15 protein-coding genes are annotated in these 20,142 nt (G+C 44.1%); 9 read left to right on the top strand and 6 right to left on the bottom strand.

Annotation, left to right across the window (positions count from 1 at the left end):
- Window positions 1-7: 7 nt before the first annotated feature.
- From R7Z47_RS06585 to R7Z47_RS06575, 3 genes are all read right to left on the bottom strand, one after another.
- Window positions 8-991, bottom strand: coding sequence for an AAA family ATPase (locus R7Z47_RS06585; RefSeq protein WP_021485244.1), 984 nt, complete (start codon window positions 989-991; stop codon window positions 8-10).
- 85 nt (window positions 992-1,076) lie between these two features.
- Window positions 1,077-2,378 carry an anaerobic sulfatase maturase gene (locus R7Z47_RS06580; RefSeq protein ID WP_213971544.1) on the bottom strand — a complete coding sequence of 434 codons (1,302 nt, stop codon included), beginning with the start codon at window positions 2,376-2,378 and terminating at the stop codon, window positions 1,077-1,079.
- Window positions 2,379-2,484: 106 nt separating this feature from the next.
- Window positions 2,485-4,011, bottom strand: coding sequence for an arylsulfatase (locus R7Z47_RS06575; RefSeq protein ID WP_213971545.1), 1,527 nt, complete (start codon window positions 4,009-4,011; stop codon window positions 2,485-2,487).
- A gap of 141 nt (window positions 4,012-4,152) precedes the next feature.
- Here R7Z47_RS06575 and R7Z47_RS06570 point away from each other — a divergent pair, with 141 nt between their 5' ends.
- Window positions 4,153-5,010 carry a LysR family transcriptional regulator gene (locus R7Z47_RS06570; RefSeq protein WP_025767859.1) on the top strand — a complete coding sequence of 286 codons (858 nt, stop codon included), beginning with the start codon at window positions 4,153-4,155 and terminating at the stop codon, window positions 5,008-5,010.
- A gap of 134 nt (window positions 5,011-5,144) precedes the next feature.
- Here R7Z47_RS06570 and R7Z47_RS06565 read toward each other — a convergent pair whose 3' ends face one another.
- Window positions 5,145-6,692 carry an arylsulfatase gene (locus R7Z47_RS06565; protein WP_318129905.1) on the bottom strand — a complete coding sequence of 516 codons (1,548 nt, stop codon included), beginning with the start codon at window positions 6,690-6,692 and terminating at the stop codon, window positions 5,145-5,147.
- A gap of 306 nt (window positions 6,693-6,998) precedes the next feature.
- Between R7Z47_RS06565 and R7Z47_RS06560 the strand changes: the two genes are divergently transcribed.
- The 3 genes from R7Z47_RS06560 to R7Z47_RS06550 all read left to right on the top strand — a co-directional run bounded on the left by R7Z47_RS06560 (window position 6,999) and on the right by R7Z47_RS06550 (window position 10,030).
- Window positions 6,999-7,385, top strand: a complete 387-nt coding sequence (locus R7Z47_RS06560) for a winged helix-turn-helix domain-containing protein (protein WP_053349174.1) — start codon at window positions 6,999-7,001, stop codon at window positions 7,383-7,385.
- 80 nt (window positions 7,386-7,465) lie between these two features.
- A complete protein-coding gene (locus tag R7Z47_RS06555) occupies window positions 7,466-9,820 on the top strand; it encodes a fatty acid cis/trans isomerase (protein WP_262606767.1) in 2,355 nt (784 codons plus the stop codon).
- 18 nt (window positions 9,821-9,838) lie between these two features.
- Window positions 9,839-10,030, top strand: a complete 192-nt coding sequence (locus tag R7Z47_RS06550) for a hypothetical protein (RefSeq protein ID WP_005376565.1) — start codon at window positions 9,839-9,841, stop codon at window positions 10,028-10,030.
- Between the two features lie 50 nt (window positions 10,031-10,080).
- Here R7Z47_RS06550 and torS read toward each other — a convergent pair whose 3' ends face one another.
- Window positions 10,081-13,044 (bottom strand): TMAO reductase system sensor histidine kinase/response regulator TorS, encoded by a 2,964-nt coding sequence (torS, locus tag R7Z47_RS06545; protein WP_167416079.1) that lies wholly within the window; start codon window positions 13,042-13,044, stop codon window positions 10,081-10,083.
- Window positions 13,045-13,087: 43 nt separating this feature from the next.
- Here torS and torT point away from each other — a divergent pair, with 43 nt between their 5' ends.
- Window positions 13,088-14,137, top strand: a complete 1,050-nt coding sequence (gene torT / locus R7Z47_RS06540; protein ID WP_080960073.1) for a TMAO reductase system periplasmic protein TorT — start codon at window positions 13,088-13,090, stop codon at window positions 14,135-14,137.
- Between the two features lie 64 nt (window positions 14,138-14,201).
- Window positions 14,202-14,657 carry a methylglyoxal synthase gene (locus R7Z47_RS06535; protein ID WP_005376571.1) on the top strand — a complete coding sequence of 152 codons (456 nt, stop codon included), beginning with the start codon at window positions 14,202-14,204 and terminating at the stop codon, window positions 14,655-14,657.
- A gap of 77 nt (window positions 14,658-14,734) precedes the next feature.
- On the opposite strand, the gene helD is transcribed toward R7Z47_RS06535, so the two are convergent.
- Window positions 14,735-16,804 (bottom strand): DNA helicase IV, encoded by a 2,070-nt coding sequence (gene helD, locus R7Z47_RS06530; protein ID WP_005376572.1) that lies wholly within the window; start codon window positions 16,802-16,804, stop codon window positions 14,735-14,737.
- 324 nt (window positions 16,805-17,128) lie between these two features.
- On the opposite strand from helD, the gene yccS reads away from it, so the two are divergent.
- From yccS to R7Z47_RS06515, 3 genes are all read left to right on the top strand, one after another.
- Window positions 17,129-19,282 carry a YccS family putative transporter gene (yccS, locus tag R7Z47_RS06525; protein WP_031781171.1) on the top strand — a complete coding sequence of 718 codons (2,154 nt, stop codon included), beginning with the start codon at window positions 17,129-17,131 and terminating at the stop codon, window positions 19,280-19,282.
- Window positions 19,283-19,471: 189 nt separating this feature from the next.
- Entirely contained in the window at window positions 19,472-19,702 is a 231-nt protein-coding gene (locus R7Z47_RS06520) for a hypothetical protein (protein WP_005376575.1), read from the top strand.
- 80 nt (window positions 19,703-19,782) lie between these two features.
- A complete protein-coding gene (locus R7Z47_RS06515; RefSeq protein WP_031781170.1) occupies window positions 19,783-20,085 on the top strand; it encodes a hypothetical protein in 303 nt (100 codons plus the stop codon).
- Window positions 20,086-20,142: the final 57 nt, after the last annotated feature.

Below are 20,142 nucleotides of genomic sequence, written 5' to 3'. Positions count from 1 at the left end.
CTCCCACTTACCCAATTTCTACACAATCTAGCAGCTCTTGTACGACTCGTTGGTGATCGACTCCGTCTGCTAGTGCATCGTAGGTCAAAGAAAAACGGTGGCCCAATACAGACGGAACCATGGCACGCACATCGTCAGGAGTCACATGGTCACGTCCTTGCATCCACGCATACGCACGAGCGCATTTGTCGAGTGCGATGGAAGCACGAGGACTAGAGCCAATCTCAATCCATTTTGCTAAGTTTGAATCGGCATAACGCTCTGGCTTACGAGTCGCCATCACTAACGCAACGATGTAGTTTTCCACTAGGTCTGATACCACGATGTTTGGTAACTGACGACGCGCTTCTAGCACCACGTCTGGCTCGATGTGTTTTGGCGTAACAATTTCGCTGCTGGTTTCCGCACCCAATTCTTCACTGCGCACCAAACGAATGATGTCACGTTCGGCGTCATCTTCTGGATAATCGACGGTAACCTTCATTATAAAGCGGTCCATTTGCGCTTCTGGCAGTGGGTACGTGCCCTCTTGCTCTACTGGGTTTTGCGTTGCAAGCACCATAAATAAGTCTGGCAATACGTGAGTTTTATCGCCTACCGTGATTGTGCCTTCGGCCATGGCTTCAAGCAGTGCCGCTTGTACTTTGGCTGGTGCACGGTTGACCTCATCAGCAAGTACAATGCTGTTAAAAATTGGCCCTGGCTGAAAATGGAGTTGCGGCTTACCATCCAGCTCTTGATAAACCTCAGTACCCGTCACGTCAGATGGTAAAAGATCCGGTGTAAACTGGATTCGACCAAAACTGGTGTTTAACAAGTTCGCCAACGATTTTACGGAACGTGTTTTTGCCGTTCCCGGTAAACCTTCTAGCAGAATATGCCCATTTGTTAATAACCCAATGACTAAAGCTCGAACCACGTGGCTTTGTCCAATGACGCTTTTTTCTGTTTGTTCGATGAGTTCTTTTATCGCTTGTTGTGCGTGGTTCATAGGATACCTTTTCAATGGTTTAAGCCGTCTTTTCGATAGTTAAGTATAAGAACAAATGAAATAACTTAAGGTTATATTCACTATGTTATCTTTGCGGTTCTTGAGATTGGAGAAGTTGTGCAAGACCAACCAACATCGGTAACGCATAATCAAAGAACATTTTGATTCCCGAACACAAATAGTTTAGACCACTCTCACCATTCGGCGTTTTGATCAAACGGTTTTTGGGGCACTCACCCCAACAATAAGGCAAGTAAGGGCATTGCTTACAATACGTCGGCAATGAATCGCGTTTTGCCATGCCAAAAGTATATTGTCTTGTAGAGAAGGCCATTTCATTCAGTGAGTGTTCATGAATGTTGGCGAGTTTGTATTCTGGATACACATAGTGGTCGCAACTGAACACGTCGCCATTGTGCTCAATCGCCAACCCTTTGCCACAAAACTCCGCCGTCATGCAAAGCTGAGACGGTTTCCCCATTACTTGCGCCACCGCGGTTTCAAACAGATTAACCAACACACGGCCAAGATCGTTATTCACCCACTCTTCAAAGGTCGCCATTAAAAAGCGTCCCCAGTCTTCAGGATCGACTGACCAATCCGTTACAATCGACATTGGATGCCCCGGTTTAGCCAGATCACTGCCTTTGGTTGGGATCATCTGTTCGTTCCAAAACTGCGGCGCGGTTGTTTGGAAGTTGTTGGCTTCTACCACCGGCGCAAACTGAATATAAGTCACACCCAATTCTTGGGTTAAAAATCGATATACTTCGAGCGGGTATTTCGCATTGTGACGATTCACCGTGACCAACGCGTTGAATTTCACGCCATGCGCTTTGAGCTTATCTACCGCTTTCATCACGAGATCAAACGTTGGCTTACCGCTGCGGGTTTTGCGATATTTGTCGTGCAGCTCTCGTGGTCCATCAATCGACAAGCCAACTAGGAAGTTGTGCTCTTTTAAAAACGCACACCACTCATCGTTTAGCAAAATGCCGTTGGTCTGAAGATCGTTTTCAATGCGAACGCCTTTCGGCTGATGTTTCTTTTGCAAAGCTACGACATTGCGGAAATAGTCCAACCCAAGCAGCGTCGGCTCCCCGCCCTGCCATGAGAATACAATTTCTTCGCCATCCTGACTTTCGATATAGCTTTTCACGAACGCTTCCAGTGTTGCGTCGTCCATTTTTGGCTGCTTTTCTTGGTGCAGTAGATTTTCTTTATGCAGATAAAAGCAGTACTGACAATCGATGTTGCACTTTGCTCCGCCTGGCTTTGCCATCACATGGAATCGACGGTCATACGCGCCCAGAACCGGCGCTTTAGACGCCGTTTTAAGAGGAACAATAGGCATAGTAGTAGAATGGCGAGGGGAAATCTTACTCATACGTTTCTCACTATTACATATACCCAAATAACCTCGTGAGCGCTGTACAGCAAAAGTGAAGCTATTTGGGTATATAGCGCTCCAAAAAGCGCTATATAATCTTAATTTACTTAGAAGACTTAGGTACGAACGAACCTGCTTCCATACGAGGCGGGAATTCTTTGAATGTACCCATCACCTCTTTCACTGTATCCATTGCTGGCATCATTAAGAATGAACGCTCGTACATCCAACGAGAATAACCCATGCCTTGATCGCCTCGTTCAAATGGATCAATGCTCAAGTCAAAGATCAGTGGCACACGAAGTTTAGTGAACGGCTTACGCCATACATCCATACCCGTTTCATTCTCTTGAATCATAAAGTGGAACTTGTACTTTCCTTGGCGCAATGCCACAAGATCGCCGTCGTCGCTCCAGTAAACGAACTCATTTCGTGCGGATTTGTCTGACTTACCCGTTAAATATGGCAGTTGGTTGTAACCGTCTAGGTGAACTTTGTAGTCCATATCGCCAACTTTTTTGCCTTTTAGCAGTTCGTCTTTAACTTTGGTATCACCTGCCGCAGCAACTAGTGTCGGGAAAAAGTCCTCTAATGACATCATGCCGTTGAATGTTTTACCTGCCTCAATTTTTCCAGGCCATTTAATCAACATTGGCACACGGAAACTCCCTTCCCAGCCAGTGTTTTTCTCTGAGCGGAACGGTGTCATCCCTGCATCCGGCCACAAATCAACCATAGGGCCGTTGTCAGTGGTGTAAACAATGATTGTACTGTCATCCACACCTAACTCTTTGATCTTGTTAAGTAGCTGACCGATTTGGTCATCGTGCTGCTTAACACCATCCGCGTAGAAACCGGCACCTGTTTTACCTTGGTATTCTTCAGGAACATGTGTGAAGTTGTGCATGCGAGTGGTGTTAAACCAAGTAAAGAACGGCTTGTCCGCTTTTACTTGCTTTTCTATGAAGCTCTCTGCGGCATCAAGAAACTCACCATCAACATTTTCCATACGCTTACGCGTTAGTGGACCGGTATCTTCGATTTTGCCGTCAGCGTAAGAATGGATAACGCCACGAGGGCCAAATTTCTTCTTGAACTCCGGGTCTTTAGGGTAATCCACGTTCTCTGGCTCTTCTTCTGCGTTCAAGTGGTATAGGTTGCCGAAGAATTCATCAAAACCGTGGTTGGTAGGAAGATGCTCGTCTCGGTCACCTAAATGGTTCTTACCAAATTGTCCGGTTGCGTAACCCATTTGCTTAAGCACGGTTGCAATCGTCGGATCTTTTTCCGAGATACCTTCCGGAGCGCCTGGTAAGCCCACTTTTGATAGACCTGTACGTTTTGGCATTTGACCAGTGATGAATGCAGAACGGCCTGCTGTCGAGCTTTGCTGTGCGTAGAAGTTAGTGAACTTCGCACCCTCTTTAGCAATGCTATCGATGTTTGGCGTGTTGTACGCCATCATGCCTTGGTTGTAGGTACTAAGGTTCCAGTAACCAACATCATCACCAAAGATGACAAGAATGTTGGGTTTGTCTGCTGCATGTGCAACTGCAGATGCAGCGCCCAAAGCTAACGTACATGCGTTAAGTACGAGTTTTTTACTGCTCGTTTTGGTCGCATTTTTCATATTATCTCCAAGAGTTCGCTAGTGCGTAAAAAATGGTATTCGCTTTTCAATACCATTGTTGATATAAGATAAAGCACTAATTTAAGGCGATAAATGCAGTCAAAATTAGTTAACCTATAAATTAAATTTATGAGTGACGTTATGGACTTGAATTTGATCCAAACTTTTCTTGTTGTTGCGGAGTTTCAATCTTATACAAAAGCCGCGGAACAATTAGGGCTTACACAACCTGCTGTGAGCGCTGCAATAAAGCGTTTAGAGCAAGTCGTAGATAAGCAATTATTCGTTAAAAAAGGACGAGGGATCGCACTAACCTCCACCGCTTATCAATTACTGCCGCAATTCCAGCAAGCGGTTAATATTATTGACAATGCGATATCTGATAAAAATCATTTTGAAGTGTGTTGTTCGGAAATTTTGTTGCACATTATGGACCCGATAAAGAACACTATTTTTTATGAATCACCACCCGAAAAATTCCTATTATTTGAGCTGTTAAGACAACAAAAAGTCGATCTAGTAATCGATACGGTGATCACGAAAGATGCAGCGTTTATTATTGAAGATGCCTATGAGGAAGAAGCCGTGGTTATCTGTCGTGAGAACCATCCCCGTGTACACGGCACGCTCACAAAAGAGCAATTTTATGAGGAAACTCACTGTTTATTTTCAGGAAAATGGAACAACATGTCGGGGTTCGAGCAACTAGCAAAGGAAACAATTCAAGAAAGAAAAGTCGACTTGATCACATCTTCGCTAGCGGGCATGGCGCTGTATGTCGCCCAAAGAGACAGTTTAGGGATCGTGTCTCAATCTTTTGCAAACAAGTGGAGCAAAGCGCTCAAACTTCAAATTTTGCCCTGCCCCATTTCGATACGCTCTATCCCTTACAAGTTCGTCTACCATAAGCGAGAGGTAAACAACCCAGCCCACATCGCTCTACGTGAAAAAATCAAAGCCAACTTAACGGCAGCCCACTACGAACCAATTTGTTTATAACTCTTGTCAATTGAAGCGTTAGGCGTTTTCGTCATCAAGCTTTCTACAAACCTGAATAGATAGAATTTTACAGATAAAAAAGAGGCTCACGTTAATGAGCCTCTTTCTATATGTGATACTTCACTTAGCTTTTCTTACTTATTTGGGTTCTCTTTTAGTTTCTCCATCACTTGATCGAGCGAGAAGCTTGCTGCTTTTTGCCTTGGTGGGAACTCTTTAAACGTTTCAAGGAATCTGCCAACGTAAGCTTGCGCAGGAACAAGCATGTAAGCACGGTCTAGCATCCAATCATAGTAAGTGTTAGAAGTGATATCAGCCACTTCGTAAGGATCCATACGCAAGTTGAAGATCTTAGGAACACGAAGTGTGGTGAATGGTTCAGCCCAAATACGCAACGTGCCTTTTGCTCGTTGCTCCATAAAGACCAGCTTCCATTTGTTATAACGAAGTGCAGTTAAGTCTCCATCATCTGAGAAGTAAAAAATTTCTTCACGTGGGGCCTTATCCTCTTTACCAGTCAAATATGGTAGGAAGTTATAGCCGTCTAGGTGAACTTTGAATTTCTTACCATTCGCACTATAACCTTTGAGCAATTTCTCTTTGATATTGTCATCACCCGCGGCAGCAACGAACGTTGGCATCCAGTCCATGTGATGCATGATATCATTCGAAACAGAGCCAGCTTTAATTTTACCCGGCCAACGTACCATCGCAGGAACTCGGTACGCACCTTCCCAGTTGGTATTTTTCTCTCCACGGAATGGCGTTGTACCTGCATCTGGCCACGAGTTCATGTGTGGGCCATTATCGGTGGAGTAAAAGACGATTGTGTTGTCTTTAATACCCAAATCATCCACTTTTTTCAGTAGCTGACCTACATGGTTATCATGCTCGACCATACCATCTGCATACTCGCTTATACCTGTTTTTCCAGAGTTCTCTTCTTTCACATGAGTACGGAAGTGCATACGAGTTGCGTTCCACCAGACAAAGAAAGGTTTTTCAGCCTTGACTGCACGATCCATAAAGTCGAGTGCCGCATCTAACGTCTCTTCATCCACGGTTTCCATGCGCTTGCGGGTTAGAGGTCCTGTATCCTCAATTTTGCCATCAGCGTACGAACGGATAACGCCGCGCGGACCGAACTTTTTACGAAACTCAGGATCTTTAGGATAATCGACGTTTTCTGGCTCCTCCTCGGCGTTCAAGTGATAAAGGTTGCCAAAAAATTCATCGAAGCCGTGATTAGTAGGAAGGTGCTCATCTTTATCACCTAAGTGGTTTTTACCAAATTGCCCTGTCATATAGCCCATCGGCTTCAGCATTTCGGCAATGGTTGCGTCCTCTTCCTTCAAGCCAAGATCAGCACCTGGAAGCCCCACTTTACTCAAACCTGTTCTAAGAACGGTTTGGCCCGTAATGAAAGTAGAACGGCCCGCTGTACAAGATTGCTCACCGTAATAGTCAGTGAACATCATGCCTTCTTTGGCGATACTGTCTATATTTGGTGTTTTGTACCCCATCAAGCCAAACGCGTAAGCACTGAGATTGGACTGGCCAATATCATCACCCCAAATGACGAGAATATTTGGTTTCTCTGCTGCGATACTGCTACTTGTCGCACCGATTAAAGCGGCGGCAAGAATCGCTAATCGGCGTTTAACGCCATATTTCGCTGTCATATAAACCTCTGTGTGTATTAGAAAAGTGCTTCCTGCAACAGAATGTATAGTTCACAAATAGCGGATAAGCGAATTTACTAAATGAGAATTCTTTCTATCTTTGCCTAACATTACACCGTTGTTTGTAGCTAATACGCACTCCAATAGCACTTTAGTTCAGAGCGCCATCGCACCATTCATCACTACTGTTAATCTCAAATATTAAGATTGTCTACGCATATCACAGTGCCCATAAAGTACCTGATTGCTTTTATATAAATATTAATGATAATACGTTTTACTACCATTAATAATTAAGGTGCCCGCGTGCTTGACTCCAAGGTTTCAAATGGAAAAACTTACCAATGCCAACACAACGGCGTTCACCATAATGATGAGGAGCTATTACTAGATAAGCGCACTCACTCTGTGGTACTCAATTACTTGCCAAACAAGAAATCTGTTCAGTTAACAAGCATTCAATTTAAGCTGCTGCAAACTCTCACTCACCATCAAGATCAAGTACTTAGTAAGCCTTTTCTTTACGAAACAGTACTAAAACGTGAATTTACTGAACATGATCGAGCACTCGATATGCACATGAGCAGAATGAGAAAGCGTCTAGTTCACGAAGGCGTTCCGACAGACAGAATTCAGACAGTCCACCGCCAGGGCTACATTTTCAAGCGCTCAGACAATCAACAGAAAAATTAACGCTAATTGACCCAACTTTTGGTAATTGACCGCTTATTTTGCTTTAATTAATGCAAATTCTAATCACGTAAAATAACTCAATGAATTTGCGCTTAATTTTTACACTTTGCATTGCTACTTTGTTTGCCGGCTGTGCAACCTATGCTGGTCTTAACTATGATCAACTGTTTGGTCCACAGCTCGTGCGTGAACGCACTGTTGACGTGGAAACCCCTCAAGCAAACTTCTTCCAAAGCGAAGTTAAACCCATTATGGATAACCGCTGTGTCGTCTGCCACGCGTGCTACGATGCACCATGTCAGCTTAAGCTCTCTTCTGTTGAGGGCATTGACCGTGGTGCGAGTAAAGCACTGGTATATGAAGGAACAAGACTCACAGCCGCAGCACCAACACGCTTATTCGAAGATGCAGAAACAACCCAAGAGTGGCGCGATGCGGGTTTTCATCCGGTTCTCAACGAACGTGATCAAAGCATGGCAGCCAACATTGACGCAGGCCTTATCGCACGTTTGCTACAGCAAAAAGAGCGCCACCCATTGCCTGACCAAGTCCAGTTAGAAGGCTTTGACTTTTCGATAGACCGAGAGCAAACCTGTCCAACGATTGAAGAATACGAGCAATACGAAAAGGATAACCCAACCTGGGGCATGCCTTTTGGTATGCCAAATCTATCAAACAGTGAATACCACACACTCATGACTTGGTTGGAAAACGGCGCAATAATGAACGTTCACCAACCTGTTAGTGAGAATGAGCAAGCGCAAATAGATAAGTACGAAGCATTACTTAACCACTCTGATTTGAAAAATCAGCTGATGGCTAGGTATATATATGAGCATTTGTTTTTATCTCATCTCTACTTTTCGGAACTCGATGAAGATCCCCGATTCTTCACGCTCGTCCGCTCTGCTACACCACCAGGACAGCCCGTAAAACGTATTTCAACGCGTCGCCCGTATGATGATCCAGGGGTTGAACGCGTGTTTTATCGAATTATTCCAGAGCAAGGGACCATAGTAGATAAAACTCACATGCCATTCGCGTTAAACAAGCAACGCATAGAGAACTGGAAAACTTGGTTTATTGATGCTGATTACATGGTTAGTCAGCTACCGAGTTATGAACCAGAAGTTGCTGCAAACCCGATGACATCATTCATCGACCTTCCAGTGAAGTCGCGCTTTAAGTTCATGCTAGATAATGCACAAAATACAATAATGGCATACATCAAAGGCCCAGTTTGTCGTGGCCAACTGGCATTGAATGTTATCAATGATCGCTTTTGGGTGTTTTTCCTTGATCCAGATAAAGCAGACATCCCAGAAGTAAATGAGTTTTACCGATCTCAGGCTGATAACCTAAAACTACCGGCAGAACAAGAAAGTAACACGCTACCTGTTACCAACTGGGTCAAGTACGCGCGCCAGCAAGCTCGCTACCTAGAGGCTAAATCTGAGTTCACTAATAACTGGTTTAAAGAGGGTGAAAACCTATCCACCGATGTAATTTGGGATGGTAATGGCACCAACCATAATGCGGCATTAACGATATTCCGCCATTTTGATAGTGCTTCTGTTGTTCAAGGGTTAGTTGGTGAGCAGCCTAAAACAGTGTGGATTCTTGACTACGCGTTACTAGAGCGTATCCACTATTTGCTTGTTGCTGGGTTTGACGTTTACGGTAACTTCGGCCACCAGCTCATGACACGAATGTTTATGGACTTCTTGCGTCTAGAAGGCGAAAGTAACTTTATCTCGTTGTTACCCGCCGATATGCGCCATGAACTTCAATCTAGCTGGTATAAAGATCAAAGCCCGCAGTTGAGTGACTTTTTACAACGAAATGTGAAGCCGTTTAACCAACCAACCAGCGTTCAGTATAAGAGTGACGATCCAAAAACGGAGTTGGTGGAGTTGTTGAGCGAACATGTTTCAGATGTGCTTCTGCCTCGCTACGAAATTCAAAACACGGCTCTTTCTGCGAGTAGTGAAAAGCAACTAAAACGTATTGACCAAGTTCGTGGTGAAGGCCTAAAAACCGTTCCGCAAATCACTATGCTTATGGTGAGAAGTCAATCAGGGGAAGATGAACTGTTCACCTTACTTCACAACAATGCACACACAAACATCTCTAGCTTGTTTGATGAAGAAAGTAACCGTGACTTTGCTAACGATGATATGACCATTGTACGCGGCGTTGTGGGAAGCTACCCTGCGGCATTTTTCTCGATCAACGAAAACCAAGTAAAAGATTTTGTCGATCAATTTAGTGCCATCCAAAACGAGTCCGATTACGTTAAGTTATTGGATAATTTTGCGATTCGTAGAAGCTCAGAAAAATTCTGGTCATTTAGCGATCGTTTACACAATTGGTACCGTACAAAACAACCGATCGAATTTGGATTACTTGACTATAATCGTTTTGAGAATCGATGATGATTTAAGGGGGTTCTCATGGGTATCCGAGATAACATTGCCGCTCTTGAACAACAGATTTACGTTGCTTGTTCTGAGGGAGACTACGAAACGGTCAATATGCTTGAGCATCAACTCGAATACTTGCGTGGCAAAGTGGAACATCCTTTTGATGATGACCCTTATGCCCTAGACACTCGATTCGAGTGGGAAGATGACATGACCGAATAGAAAAAACCTCCGGAAAGCCGGAGGTTTTTTTATTTTCAATGCTCGATGGATTACTTCGCCATTAACTCATCGAGAGCTTGAATTGATGCAGACACTTGAGAAACTAAATCATCTTTAGTCGCATTATAGGTATCTAGAGGTTGAGGCGCGGCTTCAATTGCTTGGCAAGCGTTCATTAATGCAGTTAGTCCTAAACTTCCCGCGCTGCCCTTTAATTTATGGGCAAGGTTCTTTACTTCTTTACTATCATTGTCCTCAGCAGACGCTTGCAGTTTGCTTAATACATCAGTGCTGGTGGATCTAAACAGATTAATAATGTGCAACATCTTATCTCTGCCCAAGATTTTCATATCGGACTCAATCACGCTCGGATTAATGATAACCACATCGGGTTCCTTTGTTTTAGGTGCTTGAACGACCTTTAATTGTAGCTCTTGTTCTTGAGGCGAAATTTGATCAAACGGGGTACAGTCGGCATTTTGTGGCAACAACAACGGCTTTCCGTCTAGCGCATCCTGAATCAATGCCGCGAGTGCCTCTTTTGCCAATGGCTTAGGCAAGTATCCGTCAAAACCAGCGGCTAGATAGCGCTCAACTTCTTCCGCAAAAACGTGCGCAGACACTGCAATCATTGGCGTGACGGCAAGCGCTTTATTGGCCGGCTTATCACACTCAATCCGCTTTAAGCGTTGGATCAACTCAGTTCCATCACAATCAGGGAGGTTGATGTCGACCAAAGCGATATCAAAATCTTGTGTGCTGATCAGTTGCTCTGCTTGTGAGCCGTTTTCTGCCATCACGACTTGATGCCCCATGCTTTCTAGAAAACCTTCCGCGACCACTCGGTTGACTTCATTATCTTCTACCAGCAAGACCTTTGCTTTCACTTTGCAACGTGCGGTTGCCACGGTTCCTGTTTCAACAGGTTCGCTTTCCTCTAACGGAATAGAGAACCAGAATCGGCTACCATTTCCCTCTTCGGAATCGACTTCTAAAACACCGCCCATCGCTTCAATGATTCGCTTACTGATAGCAAGTCCAAGCCCCGTGCCTCCAGTTTGGCTCATCCCACCTTCAGCTTGCGTGAAGGCATCAAACAACGTTCTCTGGTATTTTTTGGCAATTCCTATTCCAGTGTCTGATACTTCAAATAGGACTTGCGACTCGTCCTCTGGGTTCAGGCTAACGTAGATATCAATTTCTCCTTCGTCAGTGAACTTAATCGCGTTACCAACAAGATTGTTCAGCACCTGACTGATTCTGGTGACATCCCCTTTCCAGTAGCGACTAACATCACTTTCAATATGGTAGGAGAACAGCAGCTTCTTCTCTTGTGCTCGACTGTTCATTAACTGGAAAGTGTCCTCCACCATTTGGTGTAAATCAAAGCCCATGTGACGAATTTCTAAATGCCCCGCTTCAATCTTGGAGTAATCCAGTACATCATTAAGGATCGCGAGCAACGTTTTACCACTACGATTAATGATTTCCGCATAACGCTTTTGAATTGGGTTGAGGCCTGAGTCAATCAACAAGCGTGCTGTCCCCAACACTCCGTTCATTGGCGTTCTTATCTCATGGCTCATCGTCGCCAAGAATGCCGATTTTGCTCGGCTCGCTTGCTCTGCTTGCTTGCGAGCTTTAGCGTGATTCAAAACCTCTTCATTCAAACGGCGGTTTGCTTGTTTTAACTGCGAAGTGCGCTGCTCAACGAGCTCTTCTAAATGCTCTTTATGCTCCTCAAGCTCTCGCTTGGCTTGAGCTTCACCCTCTGCTACCACTTTTAGTGCTTGCGCGGTATTACGAGCCGTGATGATGGCTTGCCCCATATGCGCCAACTCATCTTTGCCTTTCACTTCCAACTCAACCGCTAAATTACCCTGCGCCACAGACAGCAACGCAGCGGAATATTCAGCTAACCGCTTCACAACAGAAAGGTACACCACACGCCATAAAATCAGCACCAATACAATCAAACCAACAATTGAAATAACGGTTAGAGACCACTGAGCGAATTTCAGTGTGCTGGTCAATTGGTCTACAGCGACGGTAGTGGTTTTGTTTGAATCATCAACCAATTTGTTGACCGTGCCATTAAGCTCTGAGAACAACTCTAATGTCTTTTGCATCAGTTGTTGTGACTGTTCGTTATTCTCGTATTGCTGCATCAGTATAGAAAATACGACCTGACGCTTACCAAGCTCTATGAGCAGTTGGCTCATTTGCTTAGAGCGCGTAGGATCTTCCACAGCGAGTACACGGCGTTGCATGATTTTGAGGTTGCTATCGAAATCACTTTGAACCTGTTGAATTCGCTCAATATTCGTTAATGTCCGAGCCTCTTCAATCTGATTCAACATTTTAAAGGCCAACAAGTGCAGTTCATGCAATCGCTCAGTCAGATCAAGATCGACCTCCACCAGTGCATCTAGCGCCTGATAAACTTGCGATTTTTTATTCGATTCTAATAAGTCATAAATATGCGTGACGTTAGCAACAGCAATGGTGCTTGTATTCTGAACTTGCGTACGAGTTAGTTGTTCTAGCTCTTCACTGAGCAGACGCATTTCTTCAACACGAGTATCTATCTCTTTTGCAAGCCACAGCTTTTTTTCAACCGAAACACCGAGTTCTGCCAAATTGTCGATAACGTTCTGGACGTTATTCTCTAAAGCTTCTAACAATTGAGAATCGAACGACTCACTCCCGAGCTCCTTGATGTGAGTGAGTAAAGACTCGAGCTGTTCGAACAGCACTCGCCCTGACTCCTTTCTTTCCTGCTCGTTTCTTGCGTTCGACAACATTTGTACAGACGAAATAATACGAGTACTCAACTCAGAGACTTGTCTCGCCTCAATCATGGCGGGAATCGCAGAATCCACGACATTTCTTTCGGTTTTGGCAACCAAAGAAAATCCAGACACACCAATAAGTGCCGATAACATGACCAGTATTGCCATCGCAATGAAAGACAACAAAAGTTTACGACCGATGCTTGCAGTTGCTAGCAGCATATTTTCATGACCTTAATGTTCGTGTTCAGCGACATATTACGTTATATTTTGCAGTGTTTACTTAATCTATGCCAACGAACTTCATTTCATGGTTAAAAATCAACACGCATTTCGCACATTTTTCAAACATTCTGCAGCCACTTTAACCCTCGTTGCTTCTTTGCCAGCGGTTGCCGCAGAGAAAATATGTGCAATATACCCTCACCTAAAGGATTCATACTGGTTGTCAGTAAACTATGGAATGGTGTCGGAAGCGAAAAGAGAAGGTGTCGAGCTACGAGTCCTTGAAGCGGGCGGCTACCCAAACAAAACCCGTCAAGAACAACAACTCGCACTGTGTAACCAATGGGGAGCAGATGCGGTTATCCTTGGGACCGTGGACCCACAGGCTTACGAGCATTCACTTAAAAATTGGGTGGGGAATACTCCCGTTTTTGCTACTGTGAACCAACTCGACTTGGATGAAGAACAAAGTGAGTTGCTAAAAGGGACTGTCGGTGTTGACTGGCATTGGATGGGATACGAAGCGGGTCAATATTTGGCAGCTCGCCATCCAAAGGGGTCAGGAAAAACCAACATTGCCTTACTTTTGGGGCCGCGAACTCGTGGTGGTACGAAACCCGTTACTGCCGGATTTTATGAAGCGATACAAGGAAGTGATATCAACATTGTTGACTCATTTTGGGCAGACAACGACAAGGAGTTACAACGTAACCTAGTTCAACGTGTGATCGATATGGGAAATATAGATTACATTGTTGGCAGTGCAGTGGCGATTGAAGCGGCCATCAGTGAGCTGCGCAGTGCCGGCAAAGCTGAGGAGATCGGTTTAGTTTCTGTGTACTTAAGTCATGGTGTATATCGAGGCCTGTTACGTAACAAAGTACTCTTCGCACCAACAGATAAAATGGTGCAGCAAGGTCGGCTTTCCGTGATGCAAGCAACGCATTACTTAAGAGGTGAAGCTTATGACAAACATGCCTCACCAACCATCAAACCACTGACTCCGAAGACGCTTCATGACGACACGATCGAAGAATCGTTATCTCCGTCAGAATATAGGCCGACATTCCGTGTTAAGGCTGTTGATTGAAAGACCAAAAACGTGTTCTATTGAGTCACAACAATTTTAAAATCATACAAACGGAAACATCTTGATGCAAAAAACCATTCGTACCATGCCAACCCATAAACATGTGGCTTTGGTCGCTCACGACAACTGCAAACCTGAGCTACTTCGCTGGGTAAAAGAAAACAAAGAAAAGCTACAGAGTCACTTCCTTTACGCAACTGGCACGACAGGACACATGCTGAGTAAAGAAACTGGACTTGCGATCAAGAGCATGATCAGTGGTCCGATGGGCGGTGATCAACAACTAGGCGCTCTCATTTCAGAAGGCAAAATCGACGTTCTCGTTTTCTTTTGGGATCCACTGAATGCCGTACCTCACGACCCAGATGTTAAAGCGCTTCTTCGTATTGCTAGTGTTTGGAATATTCCTGTAGCAACGAACCGAGCCACCGCTAAGTTCCTGTTTAACTCCCCTCTTCTTGAGCAAGAAGTAGACATCGAAGTACCGGATTACGAAGCCTATCTTGCTGAACGCATGTAAGCTTTGATGCCAACCAAATAAAGCAAGGGCGATACCAAGTATCGCCCTTGCTGTTTTTAACATTCTAAACGTTGCATTTAACGGGAAGTCACGATGGGATAGTCACCATTAACGAGCTCTTGAACGAATGCAGACCCCGCACCAGTATGCGTGATCCAAACCTTCTCTTTCGCACGTGTAATCGCCACGTAAAAAAGCCTGCGCTCTTCTGCGTAAGGGAATTTGTCTTTGGACTCCGTCAACGCACCATCAATGTGAATTTGCTTCTTCTTAGCGGGGAATTGCCCCTCATCCACAGAAAGAATAATCACAAAGTCAGCTTCGCGTCCTTTACTCGCATGGCAAGTCATAAAGCGAATATCGAGATTAGGGAAACGTCGCAACCAATCGTCGAACAAATCGGGCTTGTGATAATGGTTACGTCCTAGCAATAAAACTGACTTGGTTTGCTTGGCTTGTTGATTCAAGTGATCCAAGATCTTTTCCACTTGATTGCTCGGCGCGGTATGTACGCTCTTCTGCTTGCGTTGTTTGTGGCTGTTTAGTGTTTTCGGCAACTGCGATGGGTTTTGCTGCACGAATGTATTCGCTACATCACCAATCTGATTGTTGAAACGATAAGTTGTATCTAAGTGATGAACGGTTGAGTGAGCAAAGCGTTCTTTAAAGCCAGTGATAAGATCGACATCCGCTCCTGCAAACTGATAGATCGCTTGCCAATCGTCGCCAACAGCAAATAACGTCGCACCTGCTTGTTTCTGAGTGGATTCACACAGTGCTTCAATCAATGCCAGACGGTCTGGAGAGATATCTTGATACTCATCGACCATAATAAAGCGCCATGGCGAGACAAACTTTCCTTTATTCACATAATCTGTCGCACGACTGATCATGGTTGGGAAATCCACTTGGTTGCTTTCTTTAAGCATTTTCTGCCACGCTGTAAAACATGGCCAGCATAAGGCGAGTTCACTATTTAAACGCGTATAGTCTTGGTGGTTTACGAGCTTTTCTTGTACTTGCTTTTTGGTCAACCCTACCGCCGCTAAATGAGACAGCTGCGAATCTAGCCAAGCGATCAGTTTTGGATTTTCTGAATGGCTTCCTAACTCATCATCCCCTTTTAGGTACGCAATCGGCCATTTGTCTAAATGTTTTTGCCAACGTTTAAAGTTGGTGGGTGTCATCCAATGTTTTTTCAACCAGTCTACACACCATGCCGTTCGTTGATTTTCGTCCAACGCTAAAGGGCTAATTTCGACAGGTTGCTGTTCGACTTGTTTAAGAATATACAAGCCCAACTGATGGAATGTGTTGACGCGCACACCGTCTGCCGCCATGCCCACTTTATCTACTAAGCGTTCTTTCATTTCAGTCGCCGCATCACGACCGAACGCTAACATGAGAAGCTCTTCTGCTTGAGCCTGATGGCTTTGCAACAAATAGGCAACTCGTGCGGTTAAAACGCTGGTTTTGCCCGAGCCGGCACCAGCAAGAACTAAGTTGTGGTCGTCGTTGAGTAATACCGCATATTGCTGGGATAAATTCAAAGGAGAGGATTCAATTTGATTAAACAGCACTTCCCAATTTGGACGTTCTGCTTCTAGCCAATCGCGATTACGCTCACCAAGCGCCTCAGAGGTATCAATGAGCCAAGGCTCTATTTGCGACATACGATTCGGCATTCGCATTTTGGCTTCTTCTAGGGTGGTTTTCATCTCGCTTAACTCTTGGTTAAGACTTTCAACCCAGGAGACCACTTGAGAATGCGATAAGTAAGCAGGCAAGTGCTTTAGTTTGTAAAGCTCTTCTTCCCACTTAGGTAGATACTCAGCCAGTTTTCGGCACTGAGTGTTGTGCCACTCTTGATATTGACGAACGGCCTCAAGCGCGAACTTTCGGCATTGTGGCCACGGTAAACCTTGGACTAGCCAGCTTTGTTGTTTGCCTTCGTGTTCATGAGCAAAAAACTGTAAAGAGCTCCATAATAACCCACGCTTTACGCTAACTTTGCCATTCCAGATCGTAAAAGGAATATGTTCTTCACTGCCTATCGAGCTTAATAAAACACTGTTCTCTTTTATTTCGACGTGATGGTACTCATTTTGAATAAAAAACTGTGCTTTGCTAGTGGCAGTAAGCTGCATGAAACGTGCGCCTTTTAGTTTAGAAGTTGTCGATTTATATCATTTTAAGGCGCTAAATTGTAGCAACGGCGAGCTCCTAAGTAAGCTTCTTCTTCTATTCTTTAATAAAATTCACATTACTGTCGATTTAATAACCTAAAGCTGAGGTTATTTGAAGCTGGCTTTACAATCCTCAATACATGACCTGGCAGCTTTAATATAAGTCAATGACATCCCTGCTGATTTTATCAGCAACCACGAATTTTTCTTAAAGTAAATCATAAACGCGCTATAGTGGGTCTGGTAGTATTCCCCCTGTTCTTCATCGGAAACATAAGGCGCATTGTGCAAGCAACTTCTAAATTTCGGCTATATTGGGCAAACAAGACGATAAATTACAGCGTTCTTATCCTCATTACCTTACTGGGTGTGGTTATCCCAACTTGGTACTTCGAGCAAAACACGCTGATAACGCCATTAATATTAGGCGTTATTGCTGCTGCTTTGGCTGAAAGTGATGACAGTTTCACTGGACGCATCAAGGCTCTGATTCTCACCTTTCTCTGTTTTGCGCTTGCTGCTTTTTCAATTGAAATCTTGTTCGATACCCCATGGGCTTTTGCGTTGGGATTATTTATCTCAACCTTCGGCTTCATCATTCTTGGGGCGATAGGTCCTAAGTACGCGAGTATTGCTTTTGGTTCGTTGCTGATCGCTATTTATACTATGCTTGGCGCACATGAAAGCACCAACATTTGGTTTCAGCCACTACTGCTTTTGACTGGTGCCGCCTGGTATTACTTCATGTCCATGATTTGGCAGATATTTTGGCCTCTTCAACCGGTGCAACAAAGCTTAGCCAATGTGTTCTTCCAAATGGCGAATTATCTTGATGCGAAAGCCAAGCTTTTTCACCCTGTGACCAACTTGACGCCACAACCGCTGCGGATTGAAGCTGCAAAATGCAATGCTGCCACGGTTACGGCACTAAACGTTTGTAAAACCACATTACTTAACCGATCGAAACGGGGTCACATTGATGGGCCTAGTGACCGATTTTTAAATATTTATTTCATCGCTCAAGACATTCACGAACGAGTCAGTTCTAGCCATTATCGCTATCAGGATTTAGCGACCGAATTTGAACGTTCTGATGTGCTGTTTCGTTTTAAATATCTTTTGGAGTCTCAAGCCCAAGCGTGTCGTGATATTGCACTAGCCATTCAGCTAGGAAATGAATACTCCCATACCGATCAATCTATTCTGGCATTAGCTGAAGTACAAAACTCTCTTGCTTATCTAGAAGAACAAAAGCAAGGGCACTGGAAACGTCTTCTGATGCAGTTAACATATTTATTCAATAACTTAGCGACGGTAGAAAAACAGCTTAATAACATTAACAACCCAGATGTTGAAGGCCTCGAAGAAGATACCCTCGCCGATACCAACCCACACACGCTAAAAGCGATGTGGCAGCGTATATCAGCAAATTTACACAAAGATTCGATGCTGTTTCGGCATGCATTACGTATGTCAATTGCCTTAACGATTGGCTATGGAATCATTCAAATATTCAACATCGACCGAGGTTACTGGATACTCTTAACCACTTTATTCGTATGCCAACCGAACTACAGTGCCACTCGCCAAAAATTGACGGCGCGAGTAATAGGTACATTAGCTGGTTTGTTGATTGGTGTACCATTGCTGACTTTTTTCCCTTCTCAAGAAAGCCAGTTAGTATTTATCGTTATCTCTGGTGTAATGTTTTTCGCCTTCCGGATGAACAACTATGGGTACGCGACTGGTTTTATTACACTGCTCGTCCTCTTCTTATTTAATCAACTAGGTGAAGGTTACGCAGTTGTCCTTCCTCGACTAGCAGATACCCTCATCGGGTGTGTGCTTGCAGTAGGAGCTGTATTAGTTATTTTGCCCGACTGGCAGTCGAGAAGGCTTCACAAAGTTATGTCGGATGCGATAGAGGCGAACAAGCAGTATCTCGATCAGATCATTGGTCAGTATAGAATCGGCAAGAAAGACAATTTGAGTTACCGTATCGCTCGCCGCCAGGCCCACAATAATGATGCCTCACTCTCTTCTGCGATTAGTACGATGCTGGCGGAGCCTGGCAAATATCGCGCAGCTGTTGATGAAAGTTTTCGCTTCCTAACGTTAAATCACGCAATGTTGAACTATATTTCTGCATTAGGCGCGCACAGAACTCGCATCGAAGATGAGTCAATTCATAAACTCGTTTTAGATGCTCACCGTTGTATTCATCAGCATCTGGATGTACTTCATAAACAGCTTCACCAGCATTGTGAGGAGTGTGACCTATCTAATATTGATGATGCTGGACTCGAGCAACGCTTAAACGAATGGCGCGATGAAGACGACAGCTCTGCCCGCATGGTATTGCAGCAACTTCATCTTATCTATCGCATGCTCCCAGAGCTTCATTCACTTGCTAGTAAGTTTGCCGTCAGGGTAAGTTAGTAACATTCAAACCATATGTAAGAGGGAAGCGCTATATCGCTTCCCTTTTTCTTTTTACGTTTCCATCTACCCCAAAGTGGGTAATTATGTACCTTCTTAGGAAAAATCTGACGTATCACTTAACACACCTTGACAATATTCGGACAAAAAGCAATCGATCAAATTCTAATCTATTTTGGTTGAATAAATATGTTGTATCCAAAGGATGAAGAATTTCGGGCAACGACGGATAAACCGAATCACGACGAAGGTATTGAGATGAACGCACAACAATTTAATGAACTTAAGCAAAAGCTCAGTGATTTAACGGCAAGTCAGTTAAAGTCATTACAAGGTGAGATCAGCGTGAAACTAAATAAAGCGCAAAAACCGGTTCTATCTGGTGAAGAAAGAGAAATGCTTGCCAAACTGTTTGCCTAATCAAGTCATTGATATAAAACACTTGAACGTTTTATAAACTCCACCTATGCTCTCACTATCATAATGTTGGGAGTAGTGATATGCCTGTATCAGGAATTCAATCTGGACACCACATCGTTCAGATGTCACAACAAATGGCCGAGAAAGCTGCACATGGCATTAACAATAATGTAAGTAAGGTAAAAGAAGAACTTTCTGATCACAACATCGATTTAGCTGCGGTTGCGGATGTCGCAATAACAGCCTCAACACCTAGCCTTCCCTCTCAAAAAGTTGAATCTCTCTTCAACCTAGCTCAAGCCGCTGGTTATAACCGAGTTGGCGCGTCTGCCATAGAGAAAAACAATGAAATCATTGGCAGCTTGCTAGACATCCACGTTTAGGCGATTTAACGTCAAATTATCGCTATTTTAATTTCCAACTATCACTATAACGTCGTA

Origin of the sequence: Vibrio sp. 1641, assembly GCF_033339995.1 — a bacterium.
In the GTDB taxonomy this organism is placed as follows: Bacteria; Pseudomonadota; Gammaproteobacteria; order Enterobacterales; family Vibrionaceae; genus Vibrio; species Vibrio alginolyticus.
The sequence above is the reverse complement of the archived record's forward strand: the minus strand, read 5'-3'. Positions and strand labels throughout refer to the sequence as shown.